The following is a 26,410-nucleotide window of genomic DNA, read 5'->3' as shown; positions in this document are numbered from 1 at the left end:
GAGCTCCGCTGCGCTCCGTCTCCCGCGTCACTTGATGCGCTGCAGCTGCGTGATCGTCAGGCCGTCGGCGCCGCCGACGAGGTACTCGTCGAGCTTGCCGGCGAACTCCACGAGGTGGCTGTTGGCCATGTGCGCCTCGAGGTGGCCCGGGCTCTTCCAGTTCTCGTAGAAGTAGAACGTCCCCGGGTCGTCGACGGCCACGTGCAGGTCGTAGTTGACGTTCCCGTCCTCGGCCAGGGTGGGGGAGACGAGCTGCTCGAGCTCCGAGCGCAGCTGCGCCTCCTTGCCGGGCAGGGCCTTCATGTGGGCGATCACGGTGAGCAGGTTGCGGTCGTCTTCGGTGGGCGTCGGCACGGCGGGGTCTCCTGGGGTCGACGGCGGCGTCGTCCACCACCTACCCGAGGGCCGGTGGTGTCACGCGTCACGGGCGTTCAGTCGCGGCGGGATCCCGGGGGGTCGTCGTCCTCGCTGCGCGACCCGGTGCCGTCCTCCTCGTCGGAGATCGACGGCTCCCGCTCCTCCACGATCTCCGCCTCATGGGTGTCGTCCCCGGAGCCGTCGTCCCTAGAGCCGTCCCCGGAGGCCGACGTCGACCCGACCGCCGCCTCGGCACCCGTGTCGTCGCCCGTCGAGGACGGCCCGCCGGTGCTGCCGTCGGGCGGCCCCGGGGTGGGCCCGGCCGACGCCGAGCGCCGGGGTCCGGGGGTGTTCGGGGGCGGCGCCGCGGGCGGGGGCGGCGTGTTGGTCAGCGTCCGCGACGCCCGGATCGCCGACCGCGCCCGGACCTGCTGGATGGCCACGAGGCCACCGCCGAGCAGCACCGCGAGCACCCCGAAGATGGCGACCGCGGCCACCGTGGCGATCGCCCCGACGACGATCGCCACGCCGCCGACGACCAGCCAGACCATGCCGATCGTGCGCATGGTCGCGATGGTCGGCGGCGGGTCCGGGGGCTCGGTCACGGTGTCGATCCCGGGGTCACGTCCGGTAGCCCGCCTTCGTGGCGCGGTCCAGCGAGGCCTGGACCTCCTTCTCGGCCGCGGCCCGCCCGACCCACTCGTGGCCCTCGACCGTCTTGTCGGGCTCGAGGGCCTTGTAGACCTCGAAGAAATGCTGGATCTCCATGCGGTGGTACTCGTCGAGGTGGTGGATGTCGCGCAGGTGCTCCAGGCGCGGGTCCTCGCTGGGCACGCAGAGCACCTTGTCGTCGCCGCCGGCCTCGTCGGTCATGCGGAACATGCCGATCGCGCGGCTGCGCACCAGGCAGCCGGGGAAGGTCGGCTGCTGGATGAGGACGAGCGCGTCGAGCGGGTCGTCGTCCTGCCCGAGGGTGTTCTCGATATAGCCGTAGTCCGCGGGGTAGCGCGTGGCCGTGAACAGCGTGCGGTCCAGCCGCAGCCGCCCCGTCTCGTGATCCATCTCGTACTTGTTGCGACTGCCCTGCGGCACCTCGACCAGCACGTCGAACTCCACGCTGGACCCTCCCGGTGATCGGCGTGTGGGGCCGCCAGTGTGGCGGTCGCATCCGAGGGGAACCAGCCCACCCCTCGCTCAGGTCGTGGCTGTCCGATCGGTCGCGCACCAGGTGCCCGTTGCGGCCGTGCCACGAACGGGGTACTCACCTGTGCGGGGGTCGGGAGAGGTGGCGCGGTGGGCTTCTCGAGGCGGATCGACGCGTTCCAGCGCCGGCACCGGTGGGCGGCCCTGCCCGTGGCGGTGGTCTACAAGTTCGTCGACGACGAGGGCACCTACCTCGCTGCGCTGCTCGCGTACTACGGCTTCCTGTCGCTCTTCCCGCTGCTCCTGCTCGCGGTCACCGTGCTCGGCTACGTCCTGCACGGCGACCCCGCCGCCCAGCAGGCCGTCCTCAGCACGGCGCTGCGCAACGTGCCGGTGATCGGCGACCAGCTCCAGAACAACGTGCACACCCTCACCGGGAACCCGGCCGCCCTGGTGGTGGGCGTCCTCGTCGCCGTCTACGGCGCGCTCGGGGTCATGCACGCCGCCCAGCACGCGCTCGACCGGATCTGGTCGGTCCCGCGCGCGGAACGCGCGAGCATCCACGCCGCCTACGGCAAGGGCGCGCTCGTGATCGTGATCGTGGGCATCGGGATGCTGCTCACCGCCGGGCTGTCGGCGCTGGCCACGACGGTGGGGGCGACGACGGGACTCGGCACGCTTGTCGGCACCGTCGCCACGCTCGCCGGCGTCGTCGTCAACATCGGCCTGTTCCTGCTGGCCTACCACCTGCTCTCGGCCCGGCCCGGCAACCTGCGCGACCGCTGGATCGCCGCGGTCGTGGCCGGCGTGACGTGGCAGCTGCTGCTCTCGATCGGTACGTGGCTCGTGGGCACCCGGCTGCAGGGCGCGAGCGCCACCTACGGGCTGTTCGGCATCGTGCTCGGGCTGATGGCCTGGCTCTACCTCGCCGGGTCGGTCTTCGTGCTCTGCGCCGAGCTCGACAGCGTGCTGGCCCGGCGCCTGCTCCCGCGCAGCCTGTTCAGCATGTATCCCGAGGACCGGGACACCACCGCCGCCGACCGGCGCGCCTACGCCTTCTACGCGGAGTCCGAGCGGCAGAAGGACCACCAGACCGTCGACGTGACGTTCGACGGCGAGCCCGCGCCGGAGATCCCGGAACAGCGCGGCGCGGTGGTGCCGGACCCGGACCCGGCCCCGGACGCGCGACGGCCCGCGTCCCCGTGAGGAGGGCGCGGGCCGTGTCGGGCTCGCCAGAGGCTCAGGCCTCCTTGATCGCCGAGACGTCGAACTCGAGGCCGATCTTCTCGGACACCAGCACGCCGCCGGTCTCGAGCGCGGCGTTGAACGTGATGCCCCAGTCCTTGCGGTTGATCGTGGTGGCGCCCTCGAAGCCGGCGCGGACGTTGCCGAACGGGTCCTTGGCCAGGCCGGTGAACTCGAACGGGACGGTCACCGACTTCGTGGTGTCGCGGATCGTCAGGTCGCCGGTGATGTTGTAGGTGTCGCCGTCCTTCTCGACCGAGGTCGAACGGAAGGTGATCTCCGGGTAGACGTTCACGGCCAGGAAGTCGTCGCCCTGGACGTGACCGTCGCGCTGCTCCTGGCCGGTGTCCAGGCTGCTGGCGGCGATGACGATCTCGGTCGACGACAGCGACGCGTCCTCGCCGATCGTCGCGGTGCCGCGGAACTCGCCGAACGAGCCCCGGACCTTCGTGACCATGGCGTGGCGCGCGGTGAAACCGATGCGCGTGTGCGCGGGGTCGAGCTGGTAGTCGCCCGCGAGCTCGAGGGTCGGCGCGGCGGTCTCGGTCATCGTGTCCTCCGTGGGACTTGAAGCATCAACTTTCAAGGCACAGCGTAGCACTCACTGTTGAGACGTCAACTATCAGGCCCGACTGTGACGGCCGTCTCCGCGCGGCCGGGGCGGGCGGTCAGGCGAGAGCGGCGTCGTCGTCACCGACGACGACGCCGCCCGGCCAGCGCGCCGAGAGCTCCGCGGCGAACGTCGCAGCGCCCGCGCCCACGGCCCGGATCACCAGGCGCCCTCCGGCGAGACCGGAGGCGCTCGCGGCGAAGCGCGCCAGGGCCGTCGGATCCCAGGCGGCGGCGGGGACGTCGAGCGCGACCCGCGCCGTGGTCGTCGCGAGCAGGACGGCGAGCGCCTGGGCGGTGGCCGGCCAGTGGTGGCGGGCCGGGGCGTCGGCGCCGGCGGTGGGGACGACGAGCACGGTGGCGCCGTCGGCCTCGGCCGCCCGGGCCCGGTCGAGCATGGCGTCGAGGTCGCGGGAACCGCCGGCTGGTGTCACGAGCCCGTGGTCGACGGGGTCGAGGTGGACGACGCGGGGCGGGGCGACGGTGGTCATGGCGGGCGAGCTCCTGGGGTGGTCGCGGGGGTCCGGCACGGGCGGACGGCGCCTGGCGACCGGCGCGAGGAATCCCTCGGGGCGGTCAGGCGCCCCGGCGACAGAGCTCGTCGTACGCGTCGGGGCGACGGCTCGGCCAGAACCGCTCGAGCGTCTCCCCGGACATGCGGGCGAGTGTGCCTCGGGCCCGGGTGGTCGACAAGCGTTACGTTCGCCTCATGGCCGACCTCAAGCCCCGCAGCCGTGACGTCACCGACGGGATGGAGCGGGCCGCGGCCCGCGGCATGTTGCGCGCGGTCGGCATGCGTGACGACGACTTCGCGAAGCCGCAGATCGGGGTCGCGTCGTCGTGGAACGAGATCACCCCGTGCAACCTCTCGCTCGACCGCCTGGCCTCCGCGGCCAAGGAGGGCGTGCACCACGCCGGCGGCTACCCGATGGAGTTCGGCACGATCTCGGTGTCCGACGGGATCTCCATGGGCCACGTCGGCATGCACTACTCGCTGGTCAGCCGGGAGGTCATCGCCGACTCGGTGGAGACGGTCGTGTCCGCCGAGCGCCTCGACGGCACGATCACGCTCGCGGGCTGCGACAAGTCCCTTCCCGGCATGCTCATGGCCGCCGCGCGCCTCGACCTCGCCTCGGTCTTCCTCTACGCCGGCTCGATCATGCCGGGCACCGTGGACGGCAAGGAGGTGTCGATCATCGACGCCTTCGAGGCCGTCGGGGCCTGCGCGCGCGGCCTGATCAGCCGCGAGAAGGTCGACGAGATCGAGCGCGCGATCTGCCCCGGCGAGGGCGCCTGCGGCGGCATGTACACCGCCAACACCATGGCCTGCGCCGCCGAGGCGATGGGGATGTCGCTGCCCGGCTCGTCCTCGCCGCCGAGCGCCGACCGCCGCCGCGACGGCTTCGCCCGCGCCTCCGGCGACGCCGTGGTCGGGATGCTCGCCCGGGGCCACACCGCCCGCGACATCATGACCCGCGAGGCCTTCGAGAACGCGATCGCGATCGTCATGGCCTTCGGCGGGTCGACCAACGCCGTGCTGCACCTGCTCGCGATCGCGCGGGAGGCCGGTGTCGAGCTGGTCCTCGACGACTTCAACCGCATCGGCGACAAGGTGCCGCACCTCGCCGACGTCAAGCCGTTCGGGCGCTGGATGATGAACACCGTCGACCGGGTCGGCGGCGTGCCGGTGGTGATGAAGGCCCTGCTCGACGCCGGGCTCATCCACGGCGACTGCCTGACCGTCACCGGGAAGACGGTCGCGGAGAACCTCGACGACCTGCGCCCGGAGGGCCTCGACGGCGACATCCTGCGGCCGCTGTCGAACCCCATCCACCCCACCGGCGGGCTGACGATCCTGCGCGGCTCGCTCGCCCCCGACGGCGCGGTGGTCAAGTCGGCGGGCTTCGACACGGCGTCCTTCGAGGGCACCGCGCGGGTCTTCGACGGCGAGCAGGGGGCCATGGAGGCCGTCGAGTCGTCCGGTCCGGACGGGCTGCAGCCCGGCGACGTCGTCGTCATCCGCAACGAGGGGCCTCGCGGCGGGCCCGGGATGCGGGAGATGCTGGCGGTCACCGGCGCCATCAAGGGCGCCGGTCTCGGCAAGGACGTCCTGCTGCTCACCGACGGCCGCTTCTCGGGCGGGACGACGGGCCTCTGCGTCGGCCACGTGGCCCCGGAGGCCGACCACGGCGGCCCGATCGCGTTCGTCCGCGACGGCGACCGGATCCGGCTCGACCTCGCCGCCCGCACGCTCGACCTGCTGATCTCCCCCGAGGAGCTCGCGGCGCGCGCGGAGGGCTGGACCACGCCGCCGCCCAAGCACCGCACCGGGGTGCTGGGCAAGTACGCGCGCCTGGTCGGCTCGGCGGCCGAGGGGGCCGTCGTCGGGTTCGCGTGATCCCCGCCCTGAACCGCCGTGCCTTCGCCGACCTGACCCCCGCCGAGCTCTACGACCTGCTCGCCCTGCGGGTGCGGGTGTTCGTCGTCGAGCAGGAGTGCGCCTACCAGGAGCTCGACGGCCGCGACGCGGTCGCCGAGCACGTGTGGACCCGTGGCCCCGGCGGCGAGGTCGCGGCGTACCTGCGCGTGGGCGACGAGGGCGGGGGTGTGGTGCGGCTCGGTCGCATCGTCACCGCGCCCGAGCACCGGGGCACGGGCGCGGGGGCGGCGCTGATGCGGGCGGTGCTCGGCGGCATCGACGGGCCGGTGGTGCTCGGCGCCCAGGTGCAGGCGCAGGGGTTCTACGAGCGCCTCGGCTTCGCGGTCGACGGCCCCGGCTACGACGAGGACGGGATCCCGCACGTGCCGATGCGCCGTCCCTAGCTCCCTCACAGGCGCATCTCAGGACCCGGGCGGAGAGTGGGAAACGTGGAGATTCTGCTCATCCTGCTCGTCGTCGGCGGCCTGCTCGCCCTCGTGCTCACGCGGGGACGCGGGCGGGGGACCACAGCGGAGCACCAGCTCGGCGACGCCGAGGCGGAGGCCCGGCGTTGGTACGACCGTCTCGGCGGGCAGGTCCTCAACCTGACCGGCAGCGACGACCCCTCGAAGCAGGCGCTCGCCGACGCCGGCGAGCGGTACAACGCCGCCGGCTCGCAGCTCGAGCAGGCCAAGACCGCCCAGCAGTACCGGCTGGCCGGCGACACGGCGCTCGAGGGCCTCTACTACGTGCGCGCCGCGCGCACCGCGATGGGCATGGATCCCGGCCCCGACCTCCCCGGCTCGGCCGAGCGCTCCCGCGCGGGCAGCCTCGGCGAGGAGCAGTCCGTCGATGTCGAGGGCCGCAGCGTCACCGGCTCGCCGCAGCCCTCGGCGCAGAACAACCACTACTACCCCGGCGGCATGGTCGGCGGCCGCCCCGTGCCCGCCGGCTGGTACTCCGAGCCCTGGTGGAAGCCGATGCTCCTCGGCGGCGTGGGCGCCTTCGGCGGGATGATGGTCGCGAGCGCGCTCTTCTCCGGCTTCGGCGCCGCCGCGATCGGCGGCGACGTGATGGCCGCCGACATGGGCGGCGGGTTCGACGGCGGCATGGACCCGGGCATGGATCCGGGCATGGATCCGGGCATGGACCCCGGGATGGACCCGGGCATGGACGGCGGCTTCGACGGCGGCGGCATGTTCGACGGTGGGGGCTTCGACTTCGGCGACTGGTGAGCCGCCGGGGGTCAGCGGCCGAGGCGGCGCGTGCCGTGGGAGCCGTCGATCACCCACGCGACCAGCGCGTCGGCGCCCGGAGGCGCCCCGCCCTGGCCGAACCGGGCGCGGCGCACCGACCCGTCGTCGCCGGCGACGGTGACCTCGTAGGCGAACCCGTCCGCGACCGTGCTCGGGGGACCGTCGACGAGGTCGCACCCGTCGACGAGCACGGTGAGCGCCGTGGCCGCGTCCGGGTCCAGCTCGGCGGCGTCCACGTCGACGGTGAGGACCATGCCGGCCACCCCGCCGGAACGGACCACGGTGACCCTCACCGCGGGTCCGCGGCCAACCGGACCTTCACCGCCTCCCAGCCGCCGCGTACCGCGTCCTGCTGCGGCGAGCCCTCGCCGTAGCGCTCGCCCGCGACCGTGACGGTCAGCGCCGCGCAGGCCGCGAAGTCGGCGGTGGGACGCAGGCGGCCGTCGGTGAGCACCGTGTACCAGACCGGCCCGACCGTCTCCCACGCGCGACCGCCGAGGGCGCGGGCCGCCTCGGCGAAGGCGCGGTTGGGGATGCCGGAGTTCACGTGCACGCCGCCGTTGTCGTTGCGCGGGTCGTCGTCGACGGGCAGGTCGGCGTAGCCGTCCATGTCGGCGGGCTGGTCGTCGCCGCTGAAGGCCGTCCCGGGCGCGATCATGCTGCGCAGGGCGCCGCCGAGCGTGGGCTCGAGGGTGCCCTCGCCGATCAGCCACGTCGCGGCCCGCGCGTCCTGCCCGCGCGCCCACTGCGCGACCAGGCTGCCGAACACGTCGGAGAACGACTCGTTGAGCGCCCCGCTCTGTCCGCGGTACTGCAGGGCGGCGGCGAACTGCGTGACGCCGTGGGTGAGCTCGTGGGCGACGACGTCGAGCGCTCGCGTCAGCGCGCCCGCCGCGAAGACGCCGCCCCCGCCGTCGCCGTAGACCATCTGGTCGCCGGTCCAGAACGCGTTGTCGTAGCGCTGCCCGAAGTGCACCGACGAGACGAGGTCGAGCCCGCGGCCGTCGATGGAGTCGCGGCCGAACACGTCCCGGTAGAACGCCGCGGTGCTGGCGGCCCCGTCGAACGCCTCGTTGACCGCCGTATCCGCGACCGGTGCGTCGGCCGAGCCCCGGACGCGGCGGCCCGGCAGCGAGCCCTCGTCGCCGCCCGCCATGTCGTAGACCGTGTTGTCCGGGCCCGTCGCGGGGGCCCGCGCGGGCAGGAACGCCACGTCCGCGGGGGAGATCCCGAGCCGGCGCAGCGTCGGCCCCAGCGAGGACCGTCGCGAGCGCAGCGCCGCGGAGGTCAGCAGCGTGCGCAGCGCCGCGTCGCGGACCCGGGGATCGCCGCGCTCGGCCACGGCCAGCAGCAGCGACGGCGGGGCGATCTCGCAGCGGCAGCCGGACACACCGGTCAGTCTGCCCGAGACGACCGACACCCCCCGCCGTGCCACGGCCGTCGTCGATCTCTGGGAGACTGGAGCCCGTACGCGGCGCCGCACCGGCGCCCGTGGGTCGTCAGCGCACCGCGCACCACGCGGTCTCCCTCCCCCGACGGACGGGCCGACGCTCGCGGCCCCTTGTTCCCCGTGGAGAGGTTCCCGACATCCCGACGACGTCTGCTCGTCCCGCCCCGACGTTCCTCGACCTCGGTGTCCCCGGCACCGTCGTCGACGCGCTCGCCGAGCGCGGCATCACCGAGCCCACCCCCATTCAGTGCGCCGCGATCGGCGACGCGCTGGCCGGGCGCGACGTGCTCGGCCGCGGCCGCACCGGCAGCGGCAAGACCCTCGCGTTCGGCCTGCCGGTGCTCACGCGCCTGCACGGCGGGCGCACCGTCCCGCAGCGCCCGCGCGGCCTGGTGCTGCTGCCGACGCGCGAGCTCGCGAGCCAGGTCCGCGACGCCCTCGCCCCGCTCGCCGAGATCCTCGGCCTGCGCCAGACCGTCGTCTACGGCGGCGTCGGGCAGGGTCGCCAGGCCGAGGCCCTGCGCCGGGGCGTCGACCTGCTGATCGCCTGCCCCGGCCGTCTCGAGGACCTCATCAACCAGGGCCTCGTCGACCTCGACCGCGTCGAGGTGACCGTGCTCGACGAGGCCGACCACATGAGCGACCTCGGCTTCCTGCCCGCCGTGCGCCGCCTGCTGCGCCGCACGCCCCGCGACGGCCAGCGCCTGCTGTTCTCGGCCACCCTCGACGGCGAGGTCGACCGGCTCGTGCGCGAGTTCCTCCACGACGCGGTGACGCACAGCGTCGACGCCGCCGAGGAGCCCGTCCCGGACATGACCCACCACGTCTTCACGGTCGACCCGGCCGACCGGACGGCGGTGGTGCACGAGCTCGCGTCCGGGCACGGCCGCAGCATGCTGTTCACCCGCACCAAGCACGCGGCGCGCAAGCTCTCCCGCCAGCTCACCGCGGCGGGCATCCCGGCCACGGAGCTGCACGGCAACCTGTCCCAGCCTGCCCGCGACCGCAACCTCGCCGGCTTCGCCGCGGGCGACGTGCGGGTGCTCGTCGCCACCGACATCGCCGCGCGCGGGATCCACGTCGACGACGTCGGCCTCGTCGTCCACGTCGACCCGCCCGCCGAGCACAAGGCCTACACCCACCGCTCCGGGCGCACGGCGCGCGCCGGGTCCGCCGGCGACGTCGTGACCCTGGTGCCACCGGCCGAGCGGGCCGAGGTCGCGTCGATGACGCGGAAGGCCGGCATCAAGGCCAAGCCGGTGGACGTGGCGCCGGGCGCCCGGGAGATCACGGCCCTGGTCGGCGAGCCCGCTCCCCGCGTGGCGCCCGAGGAGGGGCCGCCGTCCGCGGCCCGCAAGCCCGATCCGCAGCCCGCGGCGGGGAGCCGGTCCGGGGGCTCGGGTCGTCCGGGGCGCTCGGGCGGCTCGTCGCGGCGGGGTGGATCCGGCGGTCCCCGCGGCGCCGGGGCCTCGGGTGGGGCCTCGGGCGGCGCGTCCGGCGGGGGCTCGGGTGGCGCCTCCGGCACCGGCCGGTCGGGTCGCCGTGGCGGCGGACGACGGGGCGGTGGCGGTGGAGCGCCCGCGGAGCCGGGCCGGGGGACGTCGTCGTCGTCGCACGGCGGTCGCCGCGCGCCGGCGTCGTCCGGGTCGTCCGCGTCCGCGTCCGGCTCGTCGAGCCCGCAGCACTCCGCCGCGGCGCACTCCGCGCGCTCGGGTGCCGGGAGGGGCCGGCGCCGCTGAGGTACTACTCACCCTGAGTAGCTGATTGCTGGGCCGTTCGAGTGGCGACGCTTGCTGTCTGCGGTCGTCCCGGGCGACGCTGCGATCACGCGCACGCCCGTGCGTGACACCCGTGCGTCGCGACCCGGAGGTCGTCGTGGGACCCACCTGGGGCATCTCCGGGCCGCTGTTCCTGCTCGTGTACGTGGTCCTGCTCGTGGCCGCCGCGGTCGTCGGGCCGGTGCTGCGGCGTTCACTCGACCGACGCAGCGCCCGGGACCACGGCGAGGCCGCCGTACCGGACGCGAGCGTCGAGGATCTCGCCCTGCTCGCGGGCGGGCGGCGCCGGCTGGTCGAGGCGGCGATCGCGCGGCTCGTCGAGGGTGGTGTCCTGCGGGTCTCGACCGACCGCCGGCTCGCGTTCACGGGTCGCCCCCCGATCGGCGAGCTCGACGAGACCGTCGTCGGGGTGGTCGAGGCGCGCCCGTCCACCACCGCCGGGATCGTCGCCCGGACCACGCCGTCCGCGGCGGTCCGCGACCTGGAGGCGGGCGCCCAGCGCCGCGGCCTGCTGCACGACCCCGCCGCCGTGCGCCGGACGAAGGCGATCGGCACCGGCGCGGCGGCGGCGGTGTTCGTGCTCGGCGTGGCCCGGGTGGCGGCGGGCATCGCGCGCGACGCGGCCGTCGGCTTCCTCGTCGTCCTGGTCGTGATCGCCGCCGTCGTCGCGTTCACGACGCTCTTCGTCTCGACCCGGCGCGTCACGCCGCGCGGGAAGGCGACGCTGTCGCAGGCCTGGTCGCGGGAGATGCAGAGCCGCCAGGGCGGAGCGCCGGCGCACGCGCGCGCTCCCGGGGCGGTCCTCGCCGGGTCGCTCGGGGTGGCCGGGCTCGTCGCGGTCTTCGGACTGTCGTCCTACCCGGACCCGCAGCTCGCCGGACTGCTCGCCGCGCCGGTCGGTGGCGGGGGCGGCGGGTGGGACGGCGGCGGTTCCGACGGCGGGTCGTCGTGCGGCTCGTCCTGCGGTGGTGGCGGCGGTGGGTGCGGCGGCGGAGGCGGCGGGGGCTGCGGCGGATGACCCCGTCGCCGGACGCGCCGGCGCTGCCGGGCGGGCCCGTCGGGGTCGGCATCGGCTGGCGCCGCGAGATCGACCTGACCGTCGAGCGGTTGCCGGGCGTCGACTTCGTCGAGGTCGTGGCCGAGGACCTGGACCCGGACGAGCTGCCGGCGTCCCTCGGCGTGCTGCGCGAGCGCGGCCTGCCCGTGCTGCCGCACGCGGTGTCGCTGTCGCTCGGGGGCGCCGAGCCGCTGCGGCACGACCGCGTCCGGCACCTCGCCGCCGTGGCCGACGCCCTCGGCGCCCCGATGGCGAGCGACCACGTCGCGTTCGTGCGGGCGGGCGGGCTCGAGTCGGGCCATCTGCTGCCGGTGCCGCGCACCCGGGAGGCGCTCGCGGTCGTCGTCGACAACGTCCGCGCGACCCAGGCCGAGCTGGGCGTGCCCCTCGCGCTCGAGAACATCGCGCCGCTGCTGGCGTGGCCGGACGACGCGATGACCGAGGGCGCGTTCCTGGGCGAGCTCTGCGAGCGGACCGGGGCGTGGCTGCTGCTCGACGTCGCCAACCTGCACGCGAGCGCGGTGAACCTGGGCCAGGACCCGGGCGAGGTGCTCGACGAGCTGCCGCTGGAGCGTGTCGTCTACGTGCACGCCGCGGGCGGGGTCGAGCGCGACGGCGTCTACCACGACACCCACGCGCATCCCCTGACCCCGCCGGTGCTCGACCTGCTCGACGAGCTCTGCGCGCGCCGCCGCCCGCCCGCGGTCCTGCTCGAGCGCGACGACCGCTACCCGCCCGACGACGAGCTGGCCGCGGAGCTGGCGGCGCTGCGGTCGGTGCACGCGCGGGTGCGGGCGTGAGCCGCGAGGACCTCGCGGCGCGCCAGGCCGCGCTGCTCGCCGCGCTCGTCGCCGACGGCCCCGCCCCGGCCGGCTTCGACCCCGCGCGCCTGGCCCTCGAGGCCGACGCCCTGCGCGCGAAACGACGCCGGCTGCTCCTGCGCCTGATCCCGGCGGAGGTCCACGAGCAGCTGGGGGCCGATCTCGTCGCGCGCATCGACGGCTGGATCCGGACCCACGCCCGGCGCACCGGGACGTCGCTGCACGACGAGGCGACGGCGTTCGTCGACCTCCTCCGCGCCGCCGACCTCGTCCCACCCTCCCCGCGCCGCCGTCGTCGTGGTCGTCGTGGTCGTGGCTGGCGGGGTGTTCGAGCAATGCGGCTTTCCTGGCGTGTGACGCCAGGATCGCCACATCCTCGGTGACGCGACACGCCGAGAGCTCACCCGTCCCGGACACGACGACGCCCGCGGCACCGAGGTGGTGCCGCGGGCGTTGGGATCGCTGATCACCTCGTGATCAACGGGGACTTCGTGCGCCTCGAGGCAGCGAACAGCTCGTTCGCTGCGTCAGGAGGCGCTCGTCAGGCGGCGGCGCTGCCGGACTCGTCGGAGCCGGACTCGTCGGAGCCGGACTCGTCGGAGCCGGACTCGTTGGAGCCGGTGGGCTCGTCCGAGGGCTCTGGGGCGGTGACGCCGTCGATGGCGATGCGCCGGGCACCGGGCTGGGCCGGCTCGGCGTGGGCGCCGGCGACGCGCAGGGTCAGCACACCGGCGTCGTAGGACGCGGTGACCGCGTCGGCGTCGACGTGCTGGGGGAGGGTGAAGCTCCGGCGGAACGAGCCGTAGCGGCTCTGCCGGTAGCCCTCGCCGGACTGCTCGTCGCGGCGCTCGCCCCGGACGGTCAGGCGGTCGCCGTCGACCTCGACGGTGACGTCCTTGGCGACGTCCACGCCGGGCAGCTCGACGCGGACCACGGCGTCGTCGCCCTCACGGACGACGTCGGTGGTCGGCGCGAACCAGGCGGCGGGGCGAACGGTTCCGGGGCGGCGGAACAGGGCGGGAGCGACGGCGAACGGGTCGACGAAGCGCGGGCCCCAGGGGATCAGGGTGCTCATGGTGGTTCCTCCTCGATGGGGAAGGCAGCCCGGCCTTGCGGGCTCTCGACTCATGCAACCTGAGTCGGGTCCGCTCAATTCCCGGTCTCGAGGAGTTCTCGCCTCGGCGTGTCGCGCGAGCGAGGATGTGGCGATCCTGGCGTCACACGCCAGCAAAGCCGCATTGCTCGCACACCCCGTGTGCGATGACGGCGACGGCGGGGCGACGGGCTACGGGGCGCGGCCGTCGCGGACGTCGGCGTAGCGGGAGCGGACCTGCTCGGAGATCGAGGCGTCGGTGACGTCGCGGGTGGTCTCGCGGGCGACGGTCCAGCCGGGCTCTTCGCCGTGCAGCGCCCAGGCCGCCTGGCGGGCGGCGCCGAGGGCGACGTACTCCTGGGGCGCGAGGACCTCGACGGGCAGGCCGAGGACGTCGGGCGCGAGGTCCGCGACCGCCCCGGAGCGCGAGCCGCCGCCGATGAGCAGGGCCCGCCGGGTCGGCACGTCCTGCGCGGCGAGCGCGTCGACGGCGTCGGCGAGCCCGCAGAGCATGCCCTCGACGGTCGCGCGGGCGAGGTTCTCGCGGGTGGCGTTCGCCGTGGTCAGCCCGACGTAGCGACCGCGTGCCTCCGGGCGGTTGGGGGTGCGTTCGCCGTCGAGGTAGGGCAGCAGGGTCAGCCCGCCCGCGCCCGGGGCAGCGGCGCGCGCCAGCTCGTCGAAGCCGGCCGGGTCCACCCCCAGCAGCGCCGCGCCGGCGCCGAGCACGCGCGCGGCGTTAAGGGTGGCCAGCAGCGGCAGGTAGCCGCCGCGCGCGTCGGCGAAGCCGGCCACGAGCCCCGAGGCGTCGGTGGTGGGCCGGTCGTGGCCGGTGAACACCGCGCCGGAGGTCCCGATCGAGACGACCACCTCGCCCGGCCCCGGCCCGATCGCGAGGGACGCGCCGGCGTTGTCGCCGGTGCCGGCCGAGACGGCGAGCCCGTCGGGGGTCCGCCCGACCACCTCGCCGGGCGCGGCGACCCGCGGCACGTCGAGCCCGCGCCCGAACGCCATCTCCAGGAGGTCGGGGCGGTAGGAGTCGGTGACGGTCGACCAGTAGCCGGTGCCCGACGCGTCGCCACGGTCGGTGGTCGCCTCGGCGGGCGAGCCGCAGAGCCGCCAGGTCAGCCAGTCGTGCGGCAGCATCACGCGCCGCGCGCGGTCGGCGACCTCGGGCTCGGCGCGGGAGGTCCAGCGCAGCTTGGTGGCGGTGATGCTCGCGACCGGCACGGTGCCGACGGCCTCGGCCCACTTGTCGGGCCCGCCGAGCTCCTCGATCAGCGCCTCGGCGTCCGGCGCGGAGCGGGTGTCGTTCCACAGCAGCGCGTCGCGCACCGGCTCGCCGCCCTCGTCGAGCAGCACCATCCCGTGCTGTTGGCCGGCGACACCGATGGCGGCGACGTCGGAGGTCCCGACCTCACCGAGCGCGCCCGCCAGGGCGTCCCACCACGCCTGCGGATCGACCTCCGTGCCGTCGGGATGGCCGCGACGGGCCTCCCGCACGATCGTGCCGTCGGCCGGATCCACGACGAGGACCTTGGTGGCCTGGGTCGAGGAGTCGATCCCCGCGACATACCGCTCCGAACGCGCCATGGCCGCAGTATCCCCACGATTAGGGTGACGTCGCGTGACCACTGGGGGGTTCCGGGAACGGTTCGTGGTCTGCGGCGAGGACATGCTCTCCCTGCGGATGGTCGAGGCGCTCGTGCGGCAGGCGCGGCGCGGGACCACCGACGTCGTCGTCCTGACGGCCCCGGGCGGCGCCGTGGTCGACCGGCTCCGGGCGATCCGCGGGGTCGAGGTCGTCGAGGTCGCCGAACCCGACGACGAGGCGTTCGCCGCGGCCGGCGTCGACGCCGCGACGTCGGTGGCGCTCGTGCACCGCGACGACGTCGTCAACATCCACCGCGCCCTGCGCGTGCAGGAGCTCGCCCCCGCCGCGCGCCTCGTCGTCCGGCTCCACGCGCCGGCGCTGGCGGGGCGGATCCGGATGCTGCTGCCCCACGCCACGGTCCTGTCGGTCTCGGCGACGGCCGCGCCTGCGTTCGTCACCGCGGCGATCGGCGCGAGCTCGCGTCAGGACGTCGACCTGCCCGGCCACCCGATGATCGTCGCCGACCGCGACGGGCTGCGGCCCGAGCGCGTCGTGTGCGGGCTGGCGCGCCGCCCGGACGCCGGCGAGCCCGAGCTGCTCCCGACCGACGACACCGGCGCCGACCTCGTCCTCGCCCGCGTCCCGCTCCATCGCGAGGGGCGCGTCGTCGGGCACCGCCGCGCGATCTGGCGGCGGGTGCTGGCCCGGATGTGGCGCCGGGCCCGCGCGAGCATGACCCGCTCGCTGGCCCAGGCGACCCTCGGCCTGATCGGGCTGCTCGTGCTCGGCACGGTCGCGTTCGCGACGCTGGCCGATCTCTCGTGGGGCGACGCGATCTTCCTGACCGTCCTGGACTCCGCGGGCGCCGCCGACCCGGACACCCACGTCTCGCCGGTCGCCCGCACCATCCAGGCGCTCGTGACCGTCGTCGGGATCGCGATCATCCCGCTGGTGACCGCCGTCGTCGTCGACGCGGCGGTCAGCGCCCGGTTCGCCGGCACGCCGCAGCGCTCGCGCCCGCGACGGGGGCACGTCGTCGTGGTCGGCCTGGGCAACGTCGGGGTCCGCGTCGTCGAGCAGCTGCACGAGCGCGGCGTGCCGGTGGTCGCCGTCGACGACGTGGAGGGCCCCGGGGTGACCCAGGTGCGCCGCCTGGGCGTGCCCGTGATCGTCGGCGACTCGACGCGGCAGTCGACCCTGGACGCGGCCTCGGTCGCCGACTGCCGCGCGCTCGTCGCCGTCGGGCGCGACGACGTCGCGAACCTCGAGACCGGTCTGGTCGGCCGCTCCCTGCGCGCGCGGCTGCGGGTGGTGCTGCGGCTGCGCGACGACGACCTCGCCCGCCGGCTCGACCGCACGCTCGAGGTGGCGGTGTCCCGCAGCGTCTCGTTCCTCGCGGCGCCGGCGTTCGCCGCGGCGATGCGCGAGCACCAGGTGGTGGCCACCGTCCCGGTCGGGCGCTCGGTGCTCCTGCTCGCCGACGTCCCGATCGGGCGCAGCGCCCTGCTCGCGGGCCTGGCCGCGTCCGTGGCGGAGATCGAGGGCGAGGTCCGCGTGGTGGGGGTCTACCGCGGCTCCGGGGAGGACGCGGTGCTCGAGTGCCCGCCGCGACCCCAGCGCCGGCTCAAGGTCGGGGACCGTCTCGTCGTCGCCGCGACCCGCAACGGGCTGGTGGACGTGCACGCGCGGTGCGCCGCGCGGATCTCCTCCTGAGGCCCCTCCTCACGCCGTCCGCGCCGGACCCTCGCGCGCGGCCCCGCGGGCACCGGACGGCTCCGCCGGAGCGGGCTCGCAGCCGCACGACTCCCGGATGATCAGTTCCGGAGGGATGCGGCGGGTGGTGGCCGGGGCGTCGGGCTCGGCGATGCGGGCCAGCAGCATGTGCACGGCCGTCGCCGCGATCTCGTGGAACGGCTGGGCGACGACGGTCAGGCGCGGGGAGAAGAGATCCGCCCAGGCGAAGTCGTCGAACGACGCGACGGCGACGTCGCGGGGCACCGAGAGCCCGGCGTCGCGCAGCGCCTGCATGACGCCGATGGTCATGCTGTTGTTGCCGGCGACGATCGCGGTCGGCGGGTCGTCGAGCTCCAGCAGGCGGTGTGTGGCGGTCCGGGCCGTGGCGGTCTCGGAGGCGCCGGTGACCTCGAGGTCGGGGTCGACGGGCAGGTCGCGGGCGCGCAGCGCGTCGCGGTGGCCGTCGCGGCGCTCCGAGGTGGTGGCGAGCCCGGCGAGACCGGCGACGAGGCCGATGCGGGTGTGCCCGTGGTCGGCGAGGTGGCCGGTCAATGCGGCGGTGGCGTCCCGGTTCTCGCTGCCGACCTGGTCGTGGCCGGCGTCGATGAGGCGGTCGAGCAGCACCGTGGGCACCTCGTGGCGCGCGAGGTAGGTGAGCGCCGCGTCCGGGACCGCCGACGGCGCGAGCACGACGCCGTCGACGCGGTGGTGGTGCAGGCGCGTGACGACGGTGAGCTCGTAGTCCGGGTCCTCGTGGGGATCGACCAGGAGCAGCGTGTAGCCCGCCGACGCCGCGGCGGACTCGGCGGCGTGCAGCAGCTCGCCGAAGTACGGGTTCGAGATCGCGGACAGGACCAGGCCCATCGTCGTCGTCCGCGCGGTCGCCAGGGACCGGGCGACGGTGTTCGGGGTGTACTGCGTCGCGGCGACCGCGGACAGGACGAGCTCGCGGGTGCGGGCGCGTACGGGCCGGGTCCCGTTGAGGACGTGGGAGACGGTGGCCGTCGACACCCCGGCCATCCGCGCGACGTCGGCCATCGTGACCATGCGCGGCTCCCGTCCATCCGGCGGTGTCGCTTCGGCGACCTGCCGCCCCCACGCGCAAGTTGTACCGCTTGCGCGCGATCGGCGCTCGCCCCCGATCTGACGCGGTTAAGCGCTTGCTTATGACGGAGCGGAGCTTTACGGTCACGCCACCGCCAGTGGCCCACGTCACGCACGTTGCCGGGCGCGGGACCGATGACGGCGGATCACGGGGGCGGGAGGCGCGATGCGCGGCGCGGCGCGACGGCGGGGAAGGGGCCGCACACCGGCGGTCCTCGGGGCGGTCCTGGCGAGCCTGGCGTTGCTCGCGGGCTGTTCCGGCGCGGGCGCGCTGGGGGCGGCCGAGGGCGTCGAGACCGTCACGGTCGCGATCGTGTCCAACCCGCAGATGGAGGACGCGATCTCGCTCGCGCCCCAGTTCGAGGCGGAGAACCCGGGTATCCGGCTGCGGTTCGTCTCGCTGTCGGAGAACGAGGCCCGCGCCAAGATCACCGCGTCGGTGGCCACCGGCGGCGGCGAGTTCGACATCGTCATGATCTCGAACTACGAGACGCCGCAGTGGGCGCAGAACGGCTGGCTCACGAACCTCGAGCCCTACATGGCCGCGACCCCGGGCTACGACCGCAACGACTTCATCCCCACGGTGCGCGACTCGCTGTCGTACCAGGGCGCGATGTACTCGGTGCCCTTCTACGGCGAGTCGTCGTTCCTCATGTACCGCAAGGACCTCTTCGAGCAGGCCGGCATCCAGATGCCCGCCCAGCCGACGTGGCCGCAGATCGCGCAGATCGCCGCCCAGCTCGACCAGGGCCAGGGCCAGCGCCGCGGCATCTGCCTGCGCGGCAAGCCGGGCTGGGGCGAGGTCATGGCGCCGCTCGACACCGTGATCAACACCTTCGGTGGCCGCTGGTACGACCCGCAGTGGCGCGCGCAGCTGACCTCCCCCGAGGTGAAGCAGGCCGTGCAGTTCTACGTCGACCTCGTCCGGGAGCACGGCGAGCCGGGCGCGTCACAGGCCGGCTTCTCCGAGTGCGCGACGCAGTTCGGTCAGGGCGAGGTCGCGATGTGGTACGACGCGACGTCGGCCGCCGGCACCGTCGAGGACCCCGAGGAGTCGACCGTCGCCGGCCGCATCGGCTACGCGCCGGCGCCCGTGGTCGCGACGCCGTCCTCGGGCTGGCTCTACACGTGGTCGCTGGGCATCCCGCAGACCTCTCCGCGCAAGGACGCGGCGTGGAGGTTCATGTCCTGGATGACCAGCAAGGAGTACATCCAGCGGGCCGGCCGCGACCCGAGCATCGGGTGGACGTCGGTGCCGCCCGGGTCCCGCCAGTCGACCTACCAGATCCCCGAGTACCAGCAGGTGGCCGGCCAGTACGCGCCGCTGATCCTCGACGGCCTGCAGCGGGCGAACCCGCAGCAGCCGACCGTGCAGCCGGTGCCGTACCAGGGCGTGCAGTTCGTGCGCATCCCCGAGTTCCAGGACCTCGGCACCCGCACCAGCCAGCAGGTCAGCGCGGCGATCGCCGGGCAGATCAGCGTCGACGAGGCACTGGAGCAGTCGCAGAACTACGCGGAGACGGTGGGGGAGAGCTACCAGCGATGAGCGACACGAAGCGAAGCAGAGCTGGAGCCCCACGATGACGGCCACGCTCGAAGAACGCCCCGCCGCCGAGGCCAACGTCGGCGGCGCCGCGATGATCGACCGCGCCGAGGGCTGGCGCCGGCGGGGGCCGCTGCTCCCGGCACTGATCTTCACGATCATCGTCACGCAGATCCCGTTCATCCTGACGCTCTACTACTCGCTGCAGTCGTGGAACCTGGTCCGGCCCGGGTCGCAGGAGTTCGTCTGGTTCTCGAACTACGGCGACGTCTTCGCCGACAGCCAGTTCCGGACGGTCGCGCTCAACACCGTGATCATGACGCTGGGCTCGGTGCTCATCGCCGTGGTCCTCGGCCTGCTGCTGGCGCTGCTGCTCAACCGGCAGTTCGTCGGGCGCGGTGTGGTGCGCACGCTGCTCATCACGCCGTTCCTCATCACCCCGGTGGCGGCGGCGCTGCTGTGGAAGACGGTGCTGCTCGACCCGACGCTCGGTCTGATCAACTTCGTGCTCTCGCCGTTCGGCCTGTCGGGCACGGAGTGGATCAGCCAGTACCCGCTGGCCTCGGTCATGGCTGCTCTGATCTGGCAGTGGACCCCGTTCATGATGCTGCTGCTGCTCGCGGGGCTGCAGAGCATGCCGACCGACCAGCTGGAGGCGGCGCGGGTCGACGGCGCGAGCGCGTGGTCGACGTTCCGGGAGCTGACCCTCCCGCACCTGCGCCGGTTCATCGAGCTCGGCGTCGTGCTCGGCACCATCTACCTGGTCAACATCTTCGACCAGGTCTACATGATGACCCAGGGCGGACCGGGCGTGGCCAGCGCGAACCTGCCCTTCTACATCTACCAGCGCGCGTTCCTCGGCTTCGACATCGGCCAGTCGGCGGCGATGGGCGTGGTCGTGGTGATCCTGACCCTCATCGCGGCGAACTTCGCCCTCCGCCTGATCTTCAAGTCGTTCAGTGGCGAGCAGGAGGCGGCCTGATGGCGGTCACGACGAGCACTCCACCCGACACGCAGGAGCCCGCAGCGCCGCCCGAGCCCCGCCGTCAGAAGCGCAGCGCCGCCAACGTGTGGCTGGGCGTCATCGCCTGGGTCGTGGGGATCGCGTTCTTCTTCCCGGTCTTCTGGATGGTGCTGACGTCGTTCAAGCAGGAGACCGACGCCTACACCACCACGCCGAAGATCATTTTCGAGCCGACGCTGGAGCAGTACGAGGGCGTCTTCGCCGCCGGGGTCGGCCCGTACGTGGTGAACTCCGTGATCGCCACGGTGTTCTCCACCCTGTTCGTGCTGGTCCTCGGGATCCCGGCGGCGTTCGCGGTGTCGCTGCGCCCGGTGAAGAAGACGCAAGACGTCCTGTTCTTCTTCATCTCCACGAAGATGCTGCCGGTGGTCGCGGTGATCGTGCCCATCTACGTCGTCGTCAACCAGATCGGCATGCTCGACAACATCTGGACCCTGGTCGTCCTCTACACGGGGATGAACCTGCCGATCGCGGTGTGGATGATGCGGTCGTTCTTCCTGGAGGTCCCGGGCGAGCTGCTGGAGCAGGCGAGCATCGACGGCGCGCCGCTGTGGCGCACGCTGCGCGAGATCGTGCTGCCGATCATCTCGCCCGGCATCTTCGCGACCGCGCTGATCTGCGTGATCTTCGCGTGGAACGAGTTCTTCTTCGCGGTCAACCTGACCGCGGCCAACGCCGGCACCATGCCGGTCTTCCTGGTCGGGTTCATCACCTCGGAGGGCCTGTACTGGGCCCAGCTCTCCGCGGCGGCCACCCTGGCCGCGCTGCCGGTCGTCATCGCCGGCTGGGTGGCGCAGAACAAGCTGGTGCAGGGCCTGTCGTTCGGCGCGGTCAAGTAAGGGGATTCATCAGATGGCCGAAGTGGTGTTCGACCGGGCCTCGCGGATCTACACGCCGGGGGCGAAGCCGGCGGTGGACAGCCTCGACCTGACCATCGCCGACGGCGAGCTCGTCGTCCTCGTCGGGCCCTCGGGCTCGGGGAAGTCGACCGCGCTGCGGATGCTGGCCGGCCTCGAGCCGATCGACGCGGGCTCGGTGCGCATCGACGGCCGCGACGTCGTCGACGTCCCGTCGAAGGACCGGGACATCGCGATGGTGTTCCAGAACTACGCGCTCTACCCGTCGAAGACGGTCGCGGAGAACATGGCCTTCCCGCTGAAGATGCGCGGGATGGAGAAGGAGGAGCGCGCGCAGCGCGTCCGCCAGGCCGCGGACATGCTCGGGCTCACCGAGTACCTCGACCGCAAGCCGAAGGCGCTCTCCGGCGGGCAGCGCCAGCGCGTGGCCATGGGCCGGGCGATCGTGCGCGAGCCCCAGGTCTTCCTCATGGACGAGCCCCTGTCGAACCTCGACGCGAAGATGCGCGTGCAGACCCGCGCGCAGATCGCCGAGATGCAGAACCGGCTCGAGGTGTCGACGGTCTACGTCACCCACGACCAGGTCGAGGCCATGACGATGGGCGACAAGGTCGCCGTGCTCGCCAACGGCCAGCTCCAGCAGTACGCCACGCCGCCCGAGCTCTACGACCGACCGATCAACGCCTTCGTCGCCGGCTTCATCGGGTCGCCCGCTATGAACCTCCTCGACCTGCCGCGTTCGTCGAGCGGCGTCACGCTCGGCGGCGTCGAGATCCCGCTGCCGCGCGACGTCGCCGACGCCGCCGGGTCGCGCGACAAGCTCACCGTCGGCATCCGGCCCGAGGACTGGGTGCTCGAGAGCACCGACGCGGACGCGGGCTCGGTGGTGAAGGCCGTGGTGGACGTCGTCGAGGAGCTGGGCAGCGAGTCCTACCTCTACGCCCACCTCGCCGAGGACACCTCGACCTCGATCGTCGTGCGGGGGCCGGGACGGGTGCAGGTCCGCTTCGGCGACCCGATCGCGGTGCGCCCGAACCCCGACGCCCTGCACGTCTTCGACGCCGAGACCGGACAGCGGCTGCCCTAGTACGCGGGCAGGTCGATCGCGGTGGCCGCGCTGGCCACCCAGTGCTCGTCGAACCCCTCGACGGCCTCGCTCGCGCCGGTCATCTGGCGGGTGCGCTCGGCGTTGACCAGCGCGAGGTGCTGGTTGGCCTCGACGAACCCGCGCATCCGCTCCCGGTAGGCCGCGAACGCCGTGGGCTCGCCGTGGGCGCGGGCCAGTTCGCCGGCGAGCACGTACGCGCCGACCATCGCGAGGCTCGTGCCCTGCCCCGACACGGCGGTCGCGCAGTAGGCGGCGTCGCCGACGAGGACCACCCGTCCCCGTGACCACTCCGGCATCCGGACCTGGGTCATGGGCGAGAGGTAGAAGTCGTCGGCGCCCGCCATGCCCTCGAGCATCTCCGGGATGCGCCAGCCGCCGGCGGCGAAGGCCTCGGCGACGAGGCGGCGCTGCAGGCCGAGGTCGCGGTGGTCGTAGGTGACGGGCCGGTCGTCCGGGTCGGCCCAGCCCATGACGGCCCGGACCTCCGTGTTCTGCCGCGCCGTGTACAGGCCGACCATCGCGTCCGGGCGCTGGAGGAACACCTGCCAGCGGTCGAGCCCGAAGGTGTTGGGCAGGGTGAACACGGCGATGTGCTGGCCGAGCGGGTAGAGCCGGCCGTCGTCGTCCGGGCCGAACGCGAGGCGGCGGACGCCGGAGAACTGGCCGTCGGCGCCCACGACGAGGTCGACGTCGCGGCGCTCGCCGCTGCTCAGCTCCACGCGCACGCGGTCCCCGGTGTCCTCCAGGCCGGTGACGCGCTCGCCGTAGCGGTACTCCACGCCGGCGGTCGCGCCGACCAGGATGTCGACGAGGTCGTCGCGCAGGATCTCCACGTCGGGCCCGCCCACCGGCCCGCCGGTCAGCGTGAGGTCGGTGGTGCGCATCAGCTCGGTGCCGTCCTCGTCGACCACGGACATCCCGCGCATGTCGGTGCGCGAGGCCCGCAGCGCCTCGCCCAGACCCATCCGCTCGGCGATGGTCAGCGCGGGCCCGCGGACGTCCACGGCCTGGCCGCCGTGGCGGGGCGCCGGGGCGGCCTCCACGACGACGGGCGTGAACCCGTGGTGGCGCAGCCAGAACGCGGTCGTCGCGCCCGCGACGCCCCCACCGGACACCAGCACCTCGGTCATCTGTTCCTCCTCGCAGTACGGTGTACGAGCAGGAAATCTGCCGGTGGGGAAGGCTGTGCCGGCGAACTGTGCCGGCACAGACAGGACAGATCGTGGACGACGACCTCCCCTCGGAACGGGTCGCCGCGGCGCTGCGCGGCCGGATCGTCGACGGCGACCTGGCGCCGGGCGACCGCGTCCCCTCGACGCGGGCGCTGGCCGCCGAGCACGGCGTCGCGCTCTCGACGGCGGCCCGGGCGCTGACCCTGCTGCGCGATCGGGGCTGGCTCCGCACGGTGCCGCGGTCCGGGTCGGTGGTGGCGTCGCGGGACGAGCCCGGTGCGGTCCCGCGGGCGGGCACCGGGAGCCGGGACGTCGTCGAGGTGGCGATCGGGATCGCGGACGCCGACGGGCTCGCGGCGCTGTCGATGCGCCGCGTCGCGAGCGCTCTCGGGGTCCCGACGATGTCGCTGTACCGGCTCGTGCGCGGCAAGGAGGACCTGCTCGTCGCGATGATCGACGCGGTGTTCGCCGCCGCCGCGCTACCGCCGGCCACGGGGTCCTGGCGCGCGCGGCTGGAGGCCCTCGCGCGGCGGCAGTGGCGGGTGCACCGGCGCCACCCCTGGCTCGCCCGGGCCCTGTCGCTGAGCCGGCCCCAGTCCTCCCCGGCGCTGCTGCGCCTCGCCGAGGCCGAGCTCGCGGCGCTGGAGGAGGTCGTCGCCGACCCCGTCACCCGTTTCGACCTCCACGTCGTGCTGACCAGCTACGTCCGGGGCATGGCCGTCGACCTCGCCGCGGAGCTCGACGCCGAGGCCGACACGGGCGTCGACGCCGACACCTGGGCCGACCGGGACCCCCGGCTGCGCGAGACCCTGCACGCCCACGGCGGTCCGGCCCTGCGTCGCGTCGGCGACTACCCCTACGACCTCCAGCGGATCTTCGACACCGGCCTCGCGGCGCTCCTCGACGGGTTCGGGAGCCGCGCGGGTGGTCAGCGAAGTGCCCCTATCGGCGTGCTCCCCTGATCGACGCTGAGAGCGTCCGTAGCGGGACGTCGATCACCGGTCCGGGAGGATCGAGCCATGATTCGCAACGTGGTGATGGGCCGGGTCCGCGAGGGCGTGCCGGCCGAGCAGGTCGAGGCCGCGATCCAGGCCCTGCGGGACCTCACCGTGGACGGCGTCGCGTTCCGCCTCGTCGGGGGCCAGGACCGCGGGCTGCGCGAGGGCAACGCGAGCTTCGCTCTGACCGCCGACTTCGTCGACGACGAGGCCTACCGGATCTACGACGCCGACCCGGAGCACAACCGCATCCGCCGCGAGCTCTTCGCGCCGATCGCCGCCTCGATCGACCGCATCCAGTTCGCTCTGCCCGACGACCTCTGACGGAAAGCCGTTCGCCCGGTTCGTCCCGATCGGGACAGGGTGGGGCCATGGCCCACGTCCTGATGGTCGGTGTCGGCGCGCACGGTCACACCCACCCGCACCTGCCCGTCGTCGCCGAGCTCGTCGCCCGCGGTCACCGGGTGACCTACGCGATCCCGGCGGCGTTCGCGGACATGGTCGCGGCCACCGGCGCCACACCGCTGGTCCACCCGTCCGTGCTGCCCGACCAGGGCCGCGGCGAGCAGTGGCCCACCGATCCCGTCGCGGGCACCGCGCTCTTCCTCGACGAGGCGGTGCAGTCGCTGCCGCCGATCCGCCGGGCCCTCGCCGACGACGTCCCGGACATCGCCCTCCACGACATCGGCGGCCATCCCGCGATCGTCCTGGCGCGCGTCTGGGGCATCCCGGCGGTGCAGCTCTCGCCTGCGCTCGTCGCGTGGGACGGCTACGAGACCGACCTCGCCGACGACCTCGCCTTCCGTGAGACCCCGCAGTACGCCGCGTACCTCGCGCGGTTCTCCGCGTGGCTCGCCGGGTTCGGGATCGACGACGACCCCGAGCAGCTCGTCGGACGCCCGCGGCGCTCGATCGTCGAGATCCCCCGCGTGCTGCAGCCGTGCGCCGACCGCGTCGACCCGGACGTCTACACGTTCGTCGGCCCGGACCTGCACCGGCGGGCGCAGCAGGAGCACTGGCCCGCGCCGGAGCGCCCGCTCGTGCTCGTGTCGTTCGGGTCGGCCTACCACGAGCACCCCGGCCTGTTCCGCGCGTGCGCGGACGCCTTCGCCCCGGCGGGGTGGGAGGTCGTGCTGGCGATCGGCCCGCACGTCGACCTCGACGCGCTGGGCGAGCTGCCCGAGCACGTGACGGCGCACCGGTGGGTGCCGCAGCTCGGGGTCCTCGGCCGGACGAGCGCCTTCGTGACCCACGCCGGGATGGGCGGGTGCGCCGAGGGGCTCTACCAGGGCGTCCCGATGATCGCGATCCCGCAGGCCGTCGACCAGTTCGGCAACGCGGCGATGCTGGAAGCGGCCGGCGTGGCCCGCACGGTGCCGGACGACGAGGCGACCCCGGAGCGGCTGCGTGAGGCGCTGCGCGCGCTGACGTCGTCGTCGGAGGTCGCGGCGAGGCTCGCGGCGGAGCGGGACGCGATCCGTCGGGGCGGCGGCGCGGCCGCGGCGGCGGACGTGGTCGAGGGCGAGCTCGCCGAGACGCGTCAGCGAAGTGCCGTTACTGACGCTCAGCGTCCGTGACGGCGCGTCGCTGACACGCCGGCTACACCTGGACGACGGCGAGGTGGTTGCCGTCGGGGTCGCGCATCATGAACAACGTCGGCGCTCCGGGCGCCTCCATGACCGGGTCGAGGTCGACGCCGCCGATCGCGGTCAGGCGTGCGTGCTCGGCGCGGACGTCGGGGGTCTCGACGCCGATGCTGCCGCCGCCGGGCTGTCCGCCCATCGGCGGGTTCAGCGCGAGCCGCGCGGTGGAGCCCGGTGGCGCGACCTCGACCCAGCGGTTCTCGCCGTTCTCGCCGAAGCGCGCGTCGCCGCGCAGCTCCCACCCGAGCGTCTGCGTGTAGAAGGCGAGCGCGGCGTCCTGGTCGGCGACCGCGAACATGGCGACGCCCAGGTTCGACACGGTGGTGCTGGTGGGGGTCGGCGCGGTCATCGGAGCTCCTCGGCAGCGGGGCGGGGGGAGCTCCGTACTGTAGGGGGACGTCGTGATCC

The 26,410-nt window shown here is 74.2% G+C and carries 28 protein-coding genes; 16 read left to right on the top strand and 12 right to left on the bottom strand.

What is annotated here, in order from left to right:
* Window positions 1–27 precede the first annotated feature (27 nt).
* The 3 genes from QSK03_RS12250 to QSK03_RS12240 all read right to left on the bottom strand — a co-directional run bounded on the left by QSK03_RS12250 (window position 28) and on the right by QSK03_RS12240 (window position 1,473).
* Window positions 28–354 carry a putative quinol monooxygenase gene (locus QSK03_RS12250; RefSeq protein WP_285652150.1) on the bottom strand — a complete coding sequence of 109 codons (327 nt, stop codon included), beginning with the start codon at window positions 352–354 and terminating at the stop codon, window positions 28–30.
* Window positions 355–431: 77 nt separating this feature from the next.
* Entirely contained in the window at window positions 432–962 is a 531-nt protein-coding gene (locus tag QSK03_RS12245) for a hypothetical protein (protein ID WP_285652148.1), read from the bottom strand.
* A 16-nt stretch (window positions 963–978) separates the two neighbouring features.
* Entirely contained in the window at window positions 979–1,473 is a 495-nt protein-coding gene (locus tag QSK03_RS12240; RefSeq protein WP_285652145.1) for an inorganic diphosphatase, read from the bottom strand.
* A 177-nt stretch (window positions 1,474–1,650) separates the two neighbouring features.
* Between QSK03_RS12240 and QSK03_RS12235 the strand changes: the two genes are divergently transcribed.
* Window positions 1,651–2,706 (top strand): YihY/virulence factor BrkB family protein, encoded by a 1,056-nt coding sequence (locus tag QSK03_RS12235; protein WP_285652143.1) that lies wholly within the window; start codon window positions 1,651–1,653, stop codon window positions 2,704–2,706.
* A gap of 34 nt (window positions 2,707–2,740) precedes the next feature.
* On the opposite strand, the gene QSK03_RS12230 is transcribed toward QSK03_RS12235, so the two are convergent.
* Together QSK03_RS12230 and QSK03_RS12225 are read right to left on the bottom strand one after the other, a co-directional pair.
* On the bottom strand, window positions 2,741–3,295 hold the full coding sequence (locus QSK03_RS12230) for a YceI family protein (RefSeq protein ID WP_285652142.1): 555 nt from the start codon (window positions 3,293–3,295) through the stop codon (window positions 2,741–2,743).
* Between the two features lie 118 nt (window positions 3,296–3,413).
* Window positions 3,414–3,845 (bottom strand): hypothetical protein, encoded by a 432-nt coding sequence (locus tag QSK03_RS12225; RefSeq protein WP_285652139.1) that lies wholly within the window; start codon window positions 3,843–3,845, stop codon window positions 3,414–3,416.
* 218 nt (window positions 3,846–4,063) lie between these two features.
* Between QSK03_RS12225 and ilvD the strand changes: the two genes are divergently transcribed.
* Genes ilvD through QSK03_RS12210 form a run of 3 tightly spaced genes read left to right on the top strand, consistent with a single transcriptional unit; the run spans window position 4,064 to window position 7,008 of the window.
* Window positions 4,064–5,752 carry a dihydroxy-acid dehydratase gene (gene ilvD, locus QSK03_RS12220; protein WP_285652136.1) on the top strand — a complete coding sequence of 563 codons (1,689 nt, stop codon included), beginning with the start codon at window positions 4,064–4,066 and terminating at the stop codon, window positions 5,750–5,752.
* Complete coding sequence (locus tag QSK03_RS12215; protein ID WP_285652134.1) at window positions 5,749–6,177, top strand: GNAT family N-acetyltransferase; 429 nt, start codon at window positions 5,749–5,751, stop codon at window positions 6,175–6,177. The genes ilvD and QSK03_RS12215 overlap by 4 nt, the downstream gene beginning before the upstream one ends.
* Before the next feature lie 45 nt (window positions 6,178–6,222).
* The gene (locus QSK03_RS12210) at window positions 6,223–7,008 is read left to right on the top strand and encodes a hypothetical protein (protein WP_502872161.1); all 786 of its coding nucleotides are present in this window, start codon (window positions 6,223–6,225) and stop codon (window positions 7,006–7,008) included.
* An 11-nt stretch (window positions 7,009–7,019) separates the two neighbouring features.
* On the opposite strand, the gene QSK03_RS12205 is transcribed toward QSK03_RS12210, so the two are convergent.
* Both QSK03_RS12205 and QSK03_RS12200 read right to left on the bottom strand, forming a co-directional pair.
* Window positions 7,020–7,322 carry a protealysin inhibitor emfourin gene (locus tag QSK03_RS12205; RefSeq protein ID WP_285652130.1) on the bottom strand — a complete coding sequence of 101 codons (303 nt, stop codon included), beginning with the start codon at window positions 7,320–7,322 and terminating at the stop codon, window positions 7,020–7,022.
* On the bottom strand, window positions 7,319–8,419 hold the full coding sequence (locus QSK03_RS12200; protein WP_285652128.1) for a M4 family metallopeptidase: 1,101 nt from the start codon (window positions 8,417–8,419) through the stop codon (window positions 7,319–7,321). Before QSK03_RS12200 ends, QSK03_RS12205 begins: the two co-directional genes overlap by 4 nt.
* A 197-nt stretch (window positions 8,420–8,616) precedes the next feature.
* On the opposite strand from QSK03_RS12200, the gene QSK03_RS12195 reads away from it, so the two are divergent.
* From QSK03_RS12195 to QSK03_RS12180, 4 genes are all read left to right on the top strand, one after another.
* Complete coding sequence (locus QSK03_RS12195; protein ID WP_502872164.1) at window positions 8,617–10,218, top strand: DEAD/DEAH box helicase; 1,602 nt, start codon at window positions 8,617–8,619, stop codon at window positions 10,216–10,218.
* A gap of 136 nt (window positions 10,219–10,354) precedes the next feature.
* Window positions 10,355–11,275, top strand: coding sequence for a TIGR04222 domain-containing membrane protein (locus QSK03_RS12190; protein ID WP_285652123.1), 921 nt, complete (start codon window positions 10,355–10,357; stop codon window positions 11,273–11,275).
* Complete coding sequence (locus QSK03_RS12185; RefSeq protein WP_285652121.1) at window positions 11,272–12,114, top strand: MbnB/TglH/ChrH family RiPP precursor modification enzyme; 843 nt, start codon at window positions 11,272–11,274, stop codon at window positions 12,112–12,114. The genes QSK03_RS12190 and QSK03_RS12185 overlap by 4 nt, the downstream gene beginning before the upstream one ends.
* On the top strand, window positions 12,111–12,518 hold the full coding sequence (locus QSK03_RS12180) for an SCO6045 C-terminal-like domain-containing protein (protein ID WP_285652118.1): 408 nt from the start codon (window positions 12,111–12,113) through the stop codon (window positions 12,516–12,518). The genes QSK03_RS12185 and QSK03_RS12180 overlap by 4 nt, the downstream gene beginning before the upstream one ends.
* Window positions 12,519–12,676: 158 nt before the next feature.
* On the opposite strand, the gene QSK03_RS12175 is transcribed toward QSK03_RS12180, so the two are convergent.
* Window positions 12,677–13,210 carry an Hsp20/alpha crystallin family protein gene (locus QSK03_RS12175; protein ID WP_285652117.1) on the bottom strand — a complete coding sequence of 178 codons (534 nt, stop codon included), beginning with the start codon at window positions 13,208–13,210 and terminating at the stop codon, window positions 12,677–12,679.
* Window positions 13,211–13,420: 210 nt separating this feature from the next.
* Entirely contained in the window at window positions 13,421–14,818 is a 1,398-nt protein-coding gene (gene xylB / locus QSK03_RS12170; RefSeq protein WP_285652115.1) for a xylulokinase, read from the bottom strand.
* Window positions 14,819–14,852: 34 nt separating this feature from the next.
* Between xylB and QSK03_RS12165 the strand changes: the two genes are divergently transcribed.
* Window positions 14,853–16,532 (top strand): NAD-binding protein, encoded by a 1,680-nt coding sequence (locus QSK03_RS12165; protein WP_285652112.1) that lies wholly within the window; start codon window positions 14,853–14,855, stop codon window positions 16,530–16,532.
* Between the two features lie 9 nt (window positions 16,533–16,541).
* On the opposite strand, the gene QSK03_RS12160 is transcribed toward QSK03_RS12165, so the two are convergent.
* Window positions 16,542–17,600 carry a LacI family DNA-binding transcriptional regulator gene (locus tag QSK03_RS12160; protein WP_285652109.1) on the bottom strand — a complete coding sequence of 353 codons (1,059 nt, stop codon included), beginning with the start codon at window positions 17,598–17,600 and terminating at the stop codon, window positions 16,542–16,544.
* Window positions 17,601–17,823: 223 nt separating this feature from the next.
* Here QSK03_RS12160 and QSK03_RS12155 point away from each other — a divergent pair, with 223 nt between their 5' ends.
* From QSK03_RS12155 to QSK03_RS12140, 4 genes are read left to right on the top strand one after another with little or no spacing between them, the layout of a single operon-like run.
* Entirely contained in the window at window positions 17,824–19,203 is a 1,380-nt protein-coding gene (locus tag QSK03_RS12155) for an ABC transporter substrate-binding protein (RefSeq protein ID WP_285652107.1), read from the top strand.
* Between the two features lie 34 nt (window positions 19,204–19,237).
* On the top strand, window positions 19,238–20,182 hold the full coding sequence (locus tag QSK03_RS12150; protein WP_502872160.1) for a carbohydrate ABC transporter permease: 945 nt from the start codon (window positions 19,238–19,240) through the stop codon (window positions 20,180–20,182).
* A complete protein-coding gene (locus tag QSK03_RS12145) occupies window positions 20,182–21,063 on the top strand; it encodes a carbohydrate ABC transporter permease (RefSeq protein ID WP_285652105.1) in 882 nt (293 codons plus the stop codon). The genes QSK03_RS12150 and QSK03_RS12145 overlap by 1 nt, the downstream gene beginning before the upstream one ends.
* A gap of 13 nt (window positions 21,064–21,076) precedes the next feature.
* Window positions 21,077–22,168 (top strand): ABC transporter ATP-binding protein, encoded by a 1,092-nt coding sequence (locus QSK03_RS12140; protein ID WP_285652103.1) that lies wholly within the window; start codon window positions 21,077–21,079, stop codon window positions 22,166–22,168.
* On the opposite strand, the gene QSK03_RS12135 is transcribed toward QSK03_RS12140, so the two are convergent.
* On the bottom strand, window positions 22,165–23,319 hold the full coding sequence (locus QSK03_RS12135; protein WP_285652101.1) for an FAD-dependent oxidoreductase: 1,155 nt from the start codon (window positions 23,317–23,319) through the stop codon (window positions 22,165–22,167). The two genes, QSK03_RS12140 and QSK03_RS12135, sit on opposite strands and share 4 nt — an antisense overlap.
* A gap of 92 nt (window positions 23,320–23,411) precedes the next feature.
* Between QSK03_RS12135 and QSK03_RS12130 the strand changes: the two genes are divergently transcribed.
* Genes QSK03_RS12130 through QSK03_RS12120 form a run of 3 tightly spaced genes read left to right on the top strand, consistent with a single transcriptional unit; the run spans window position 23,412 to window position 25,936 of the window.
* Window positions 23,412–24,323, top strand: coding sequence for a GntR family transcriptional regulator (locus QSK03_RS12130; protein WP_285652098.1), 912 nt, complete (start codon window positions 23,412–23,414; stop codon window positions 24,321–24,323).
* A gap of 57 nt (window positions 24,324–24,380) precedes the next feature.
* Entirely contained in the window at window positions 24,381–24,683 is a 303-nt protein-coding gene (locus QSK03_RS12125) for a Dabb family protein (protein ID WP_285652096.1), read from the top strand.
* Window positions 24,684–24,730: 47 nt separating this feature from the next.
* A complete protein-coding gene (locus QSK03_RS12120) occupies window positions 24,731–25,936 on the top strand; it encodes a macrolide family glycosyltransferase (protein ID WP_285652093.1) in 1,206 nt (401 codons plus the stop codon).
* A 22-nt stretch (window positions 25,937–25,958) separates the two neighbouring features.
* Here the strand turns inward: QSK03_RS12120 and QSK03_RS12115 are convergent, their stop codons facing one another.
* On the bottom strand, window positions 25,959–26,351 hold the full coding sequence (locus QSK03_RS12115; protein ID WP_285652089.1) for a VOC family protein: 393 nt from the start codon (window positions 26,349–26,351) through the stop codon (window positions 25,959–25,961).
* Window positions 26,352–26,410 lie beyond the last annotated feature (59 nt).

This window comes from Actinomycetospora sp. NBRC 106375 (assembly GCF_030269665.1).
In the GTDB taxonomy this organism is placed as follows: Bacteria; Actinomycetota; Actinomycetes; order Mycobacteriales; family Pseudonocardiaceae; genus Actinomycetospora.
Note: the sequence above shows the minus strand (reverse complement) of the source record. Positions and strands in the feature narration are given on the sequence as shown.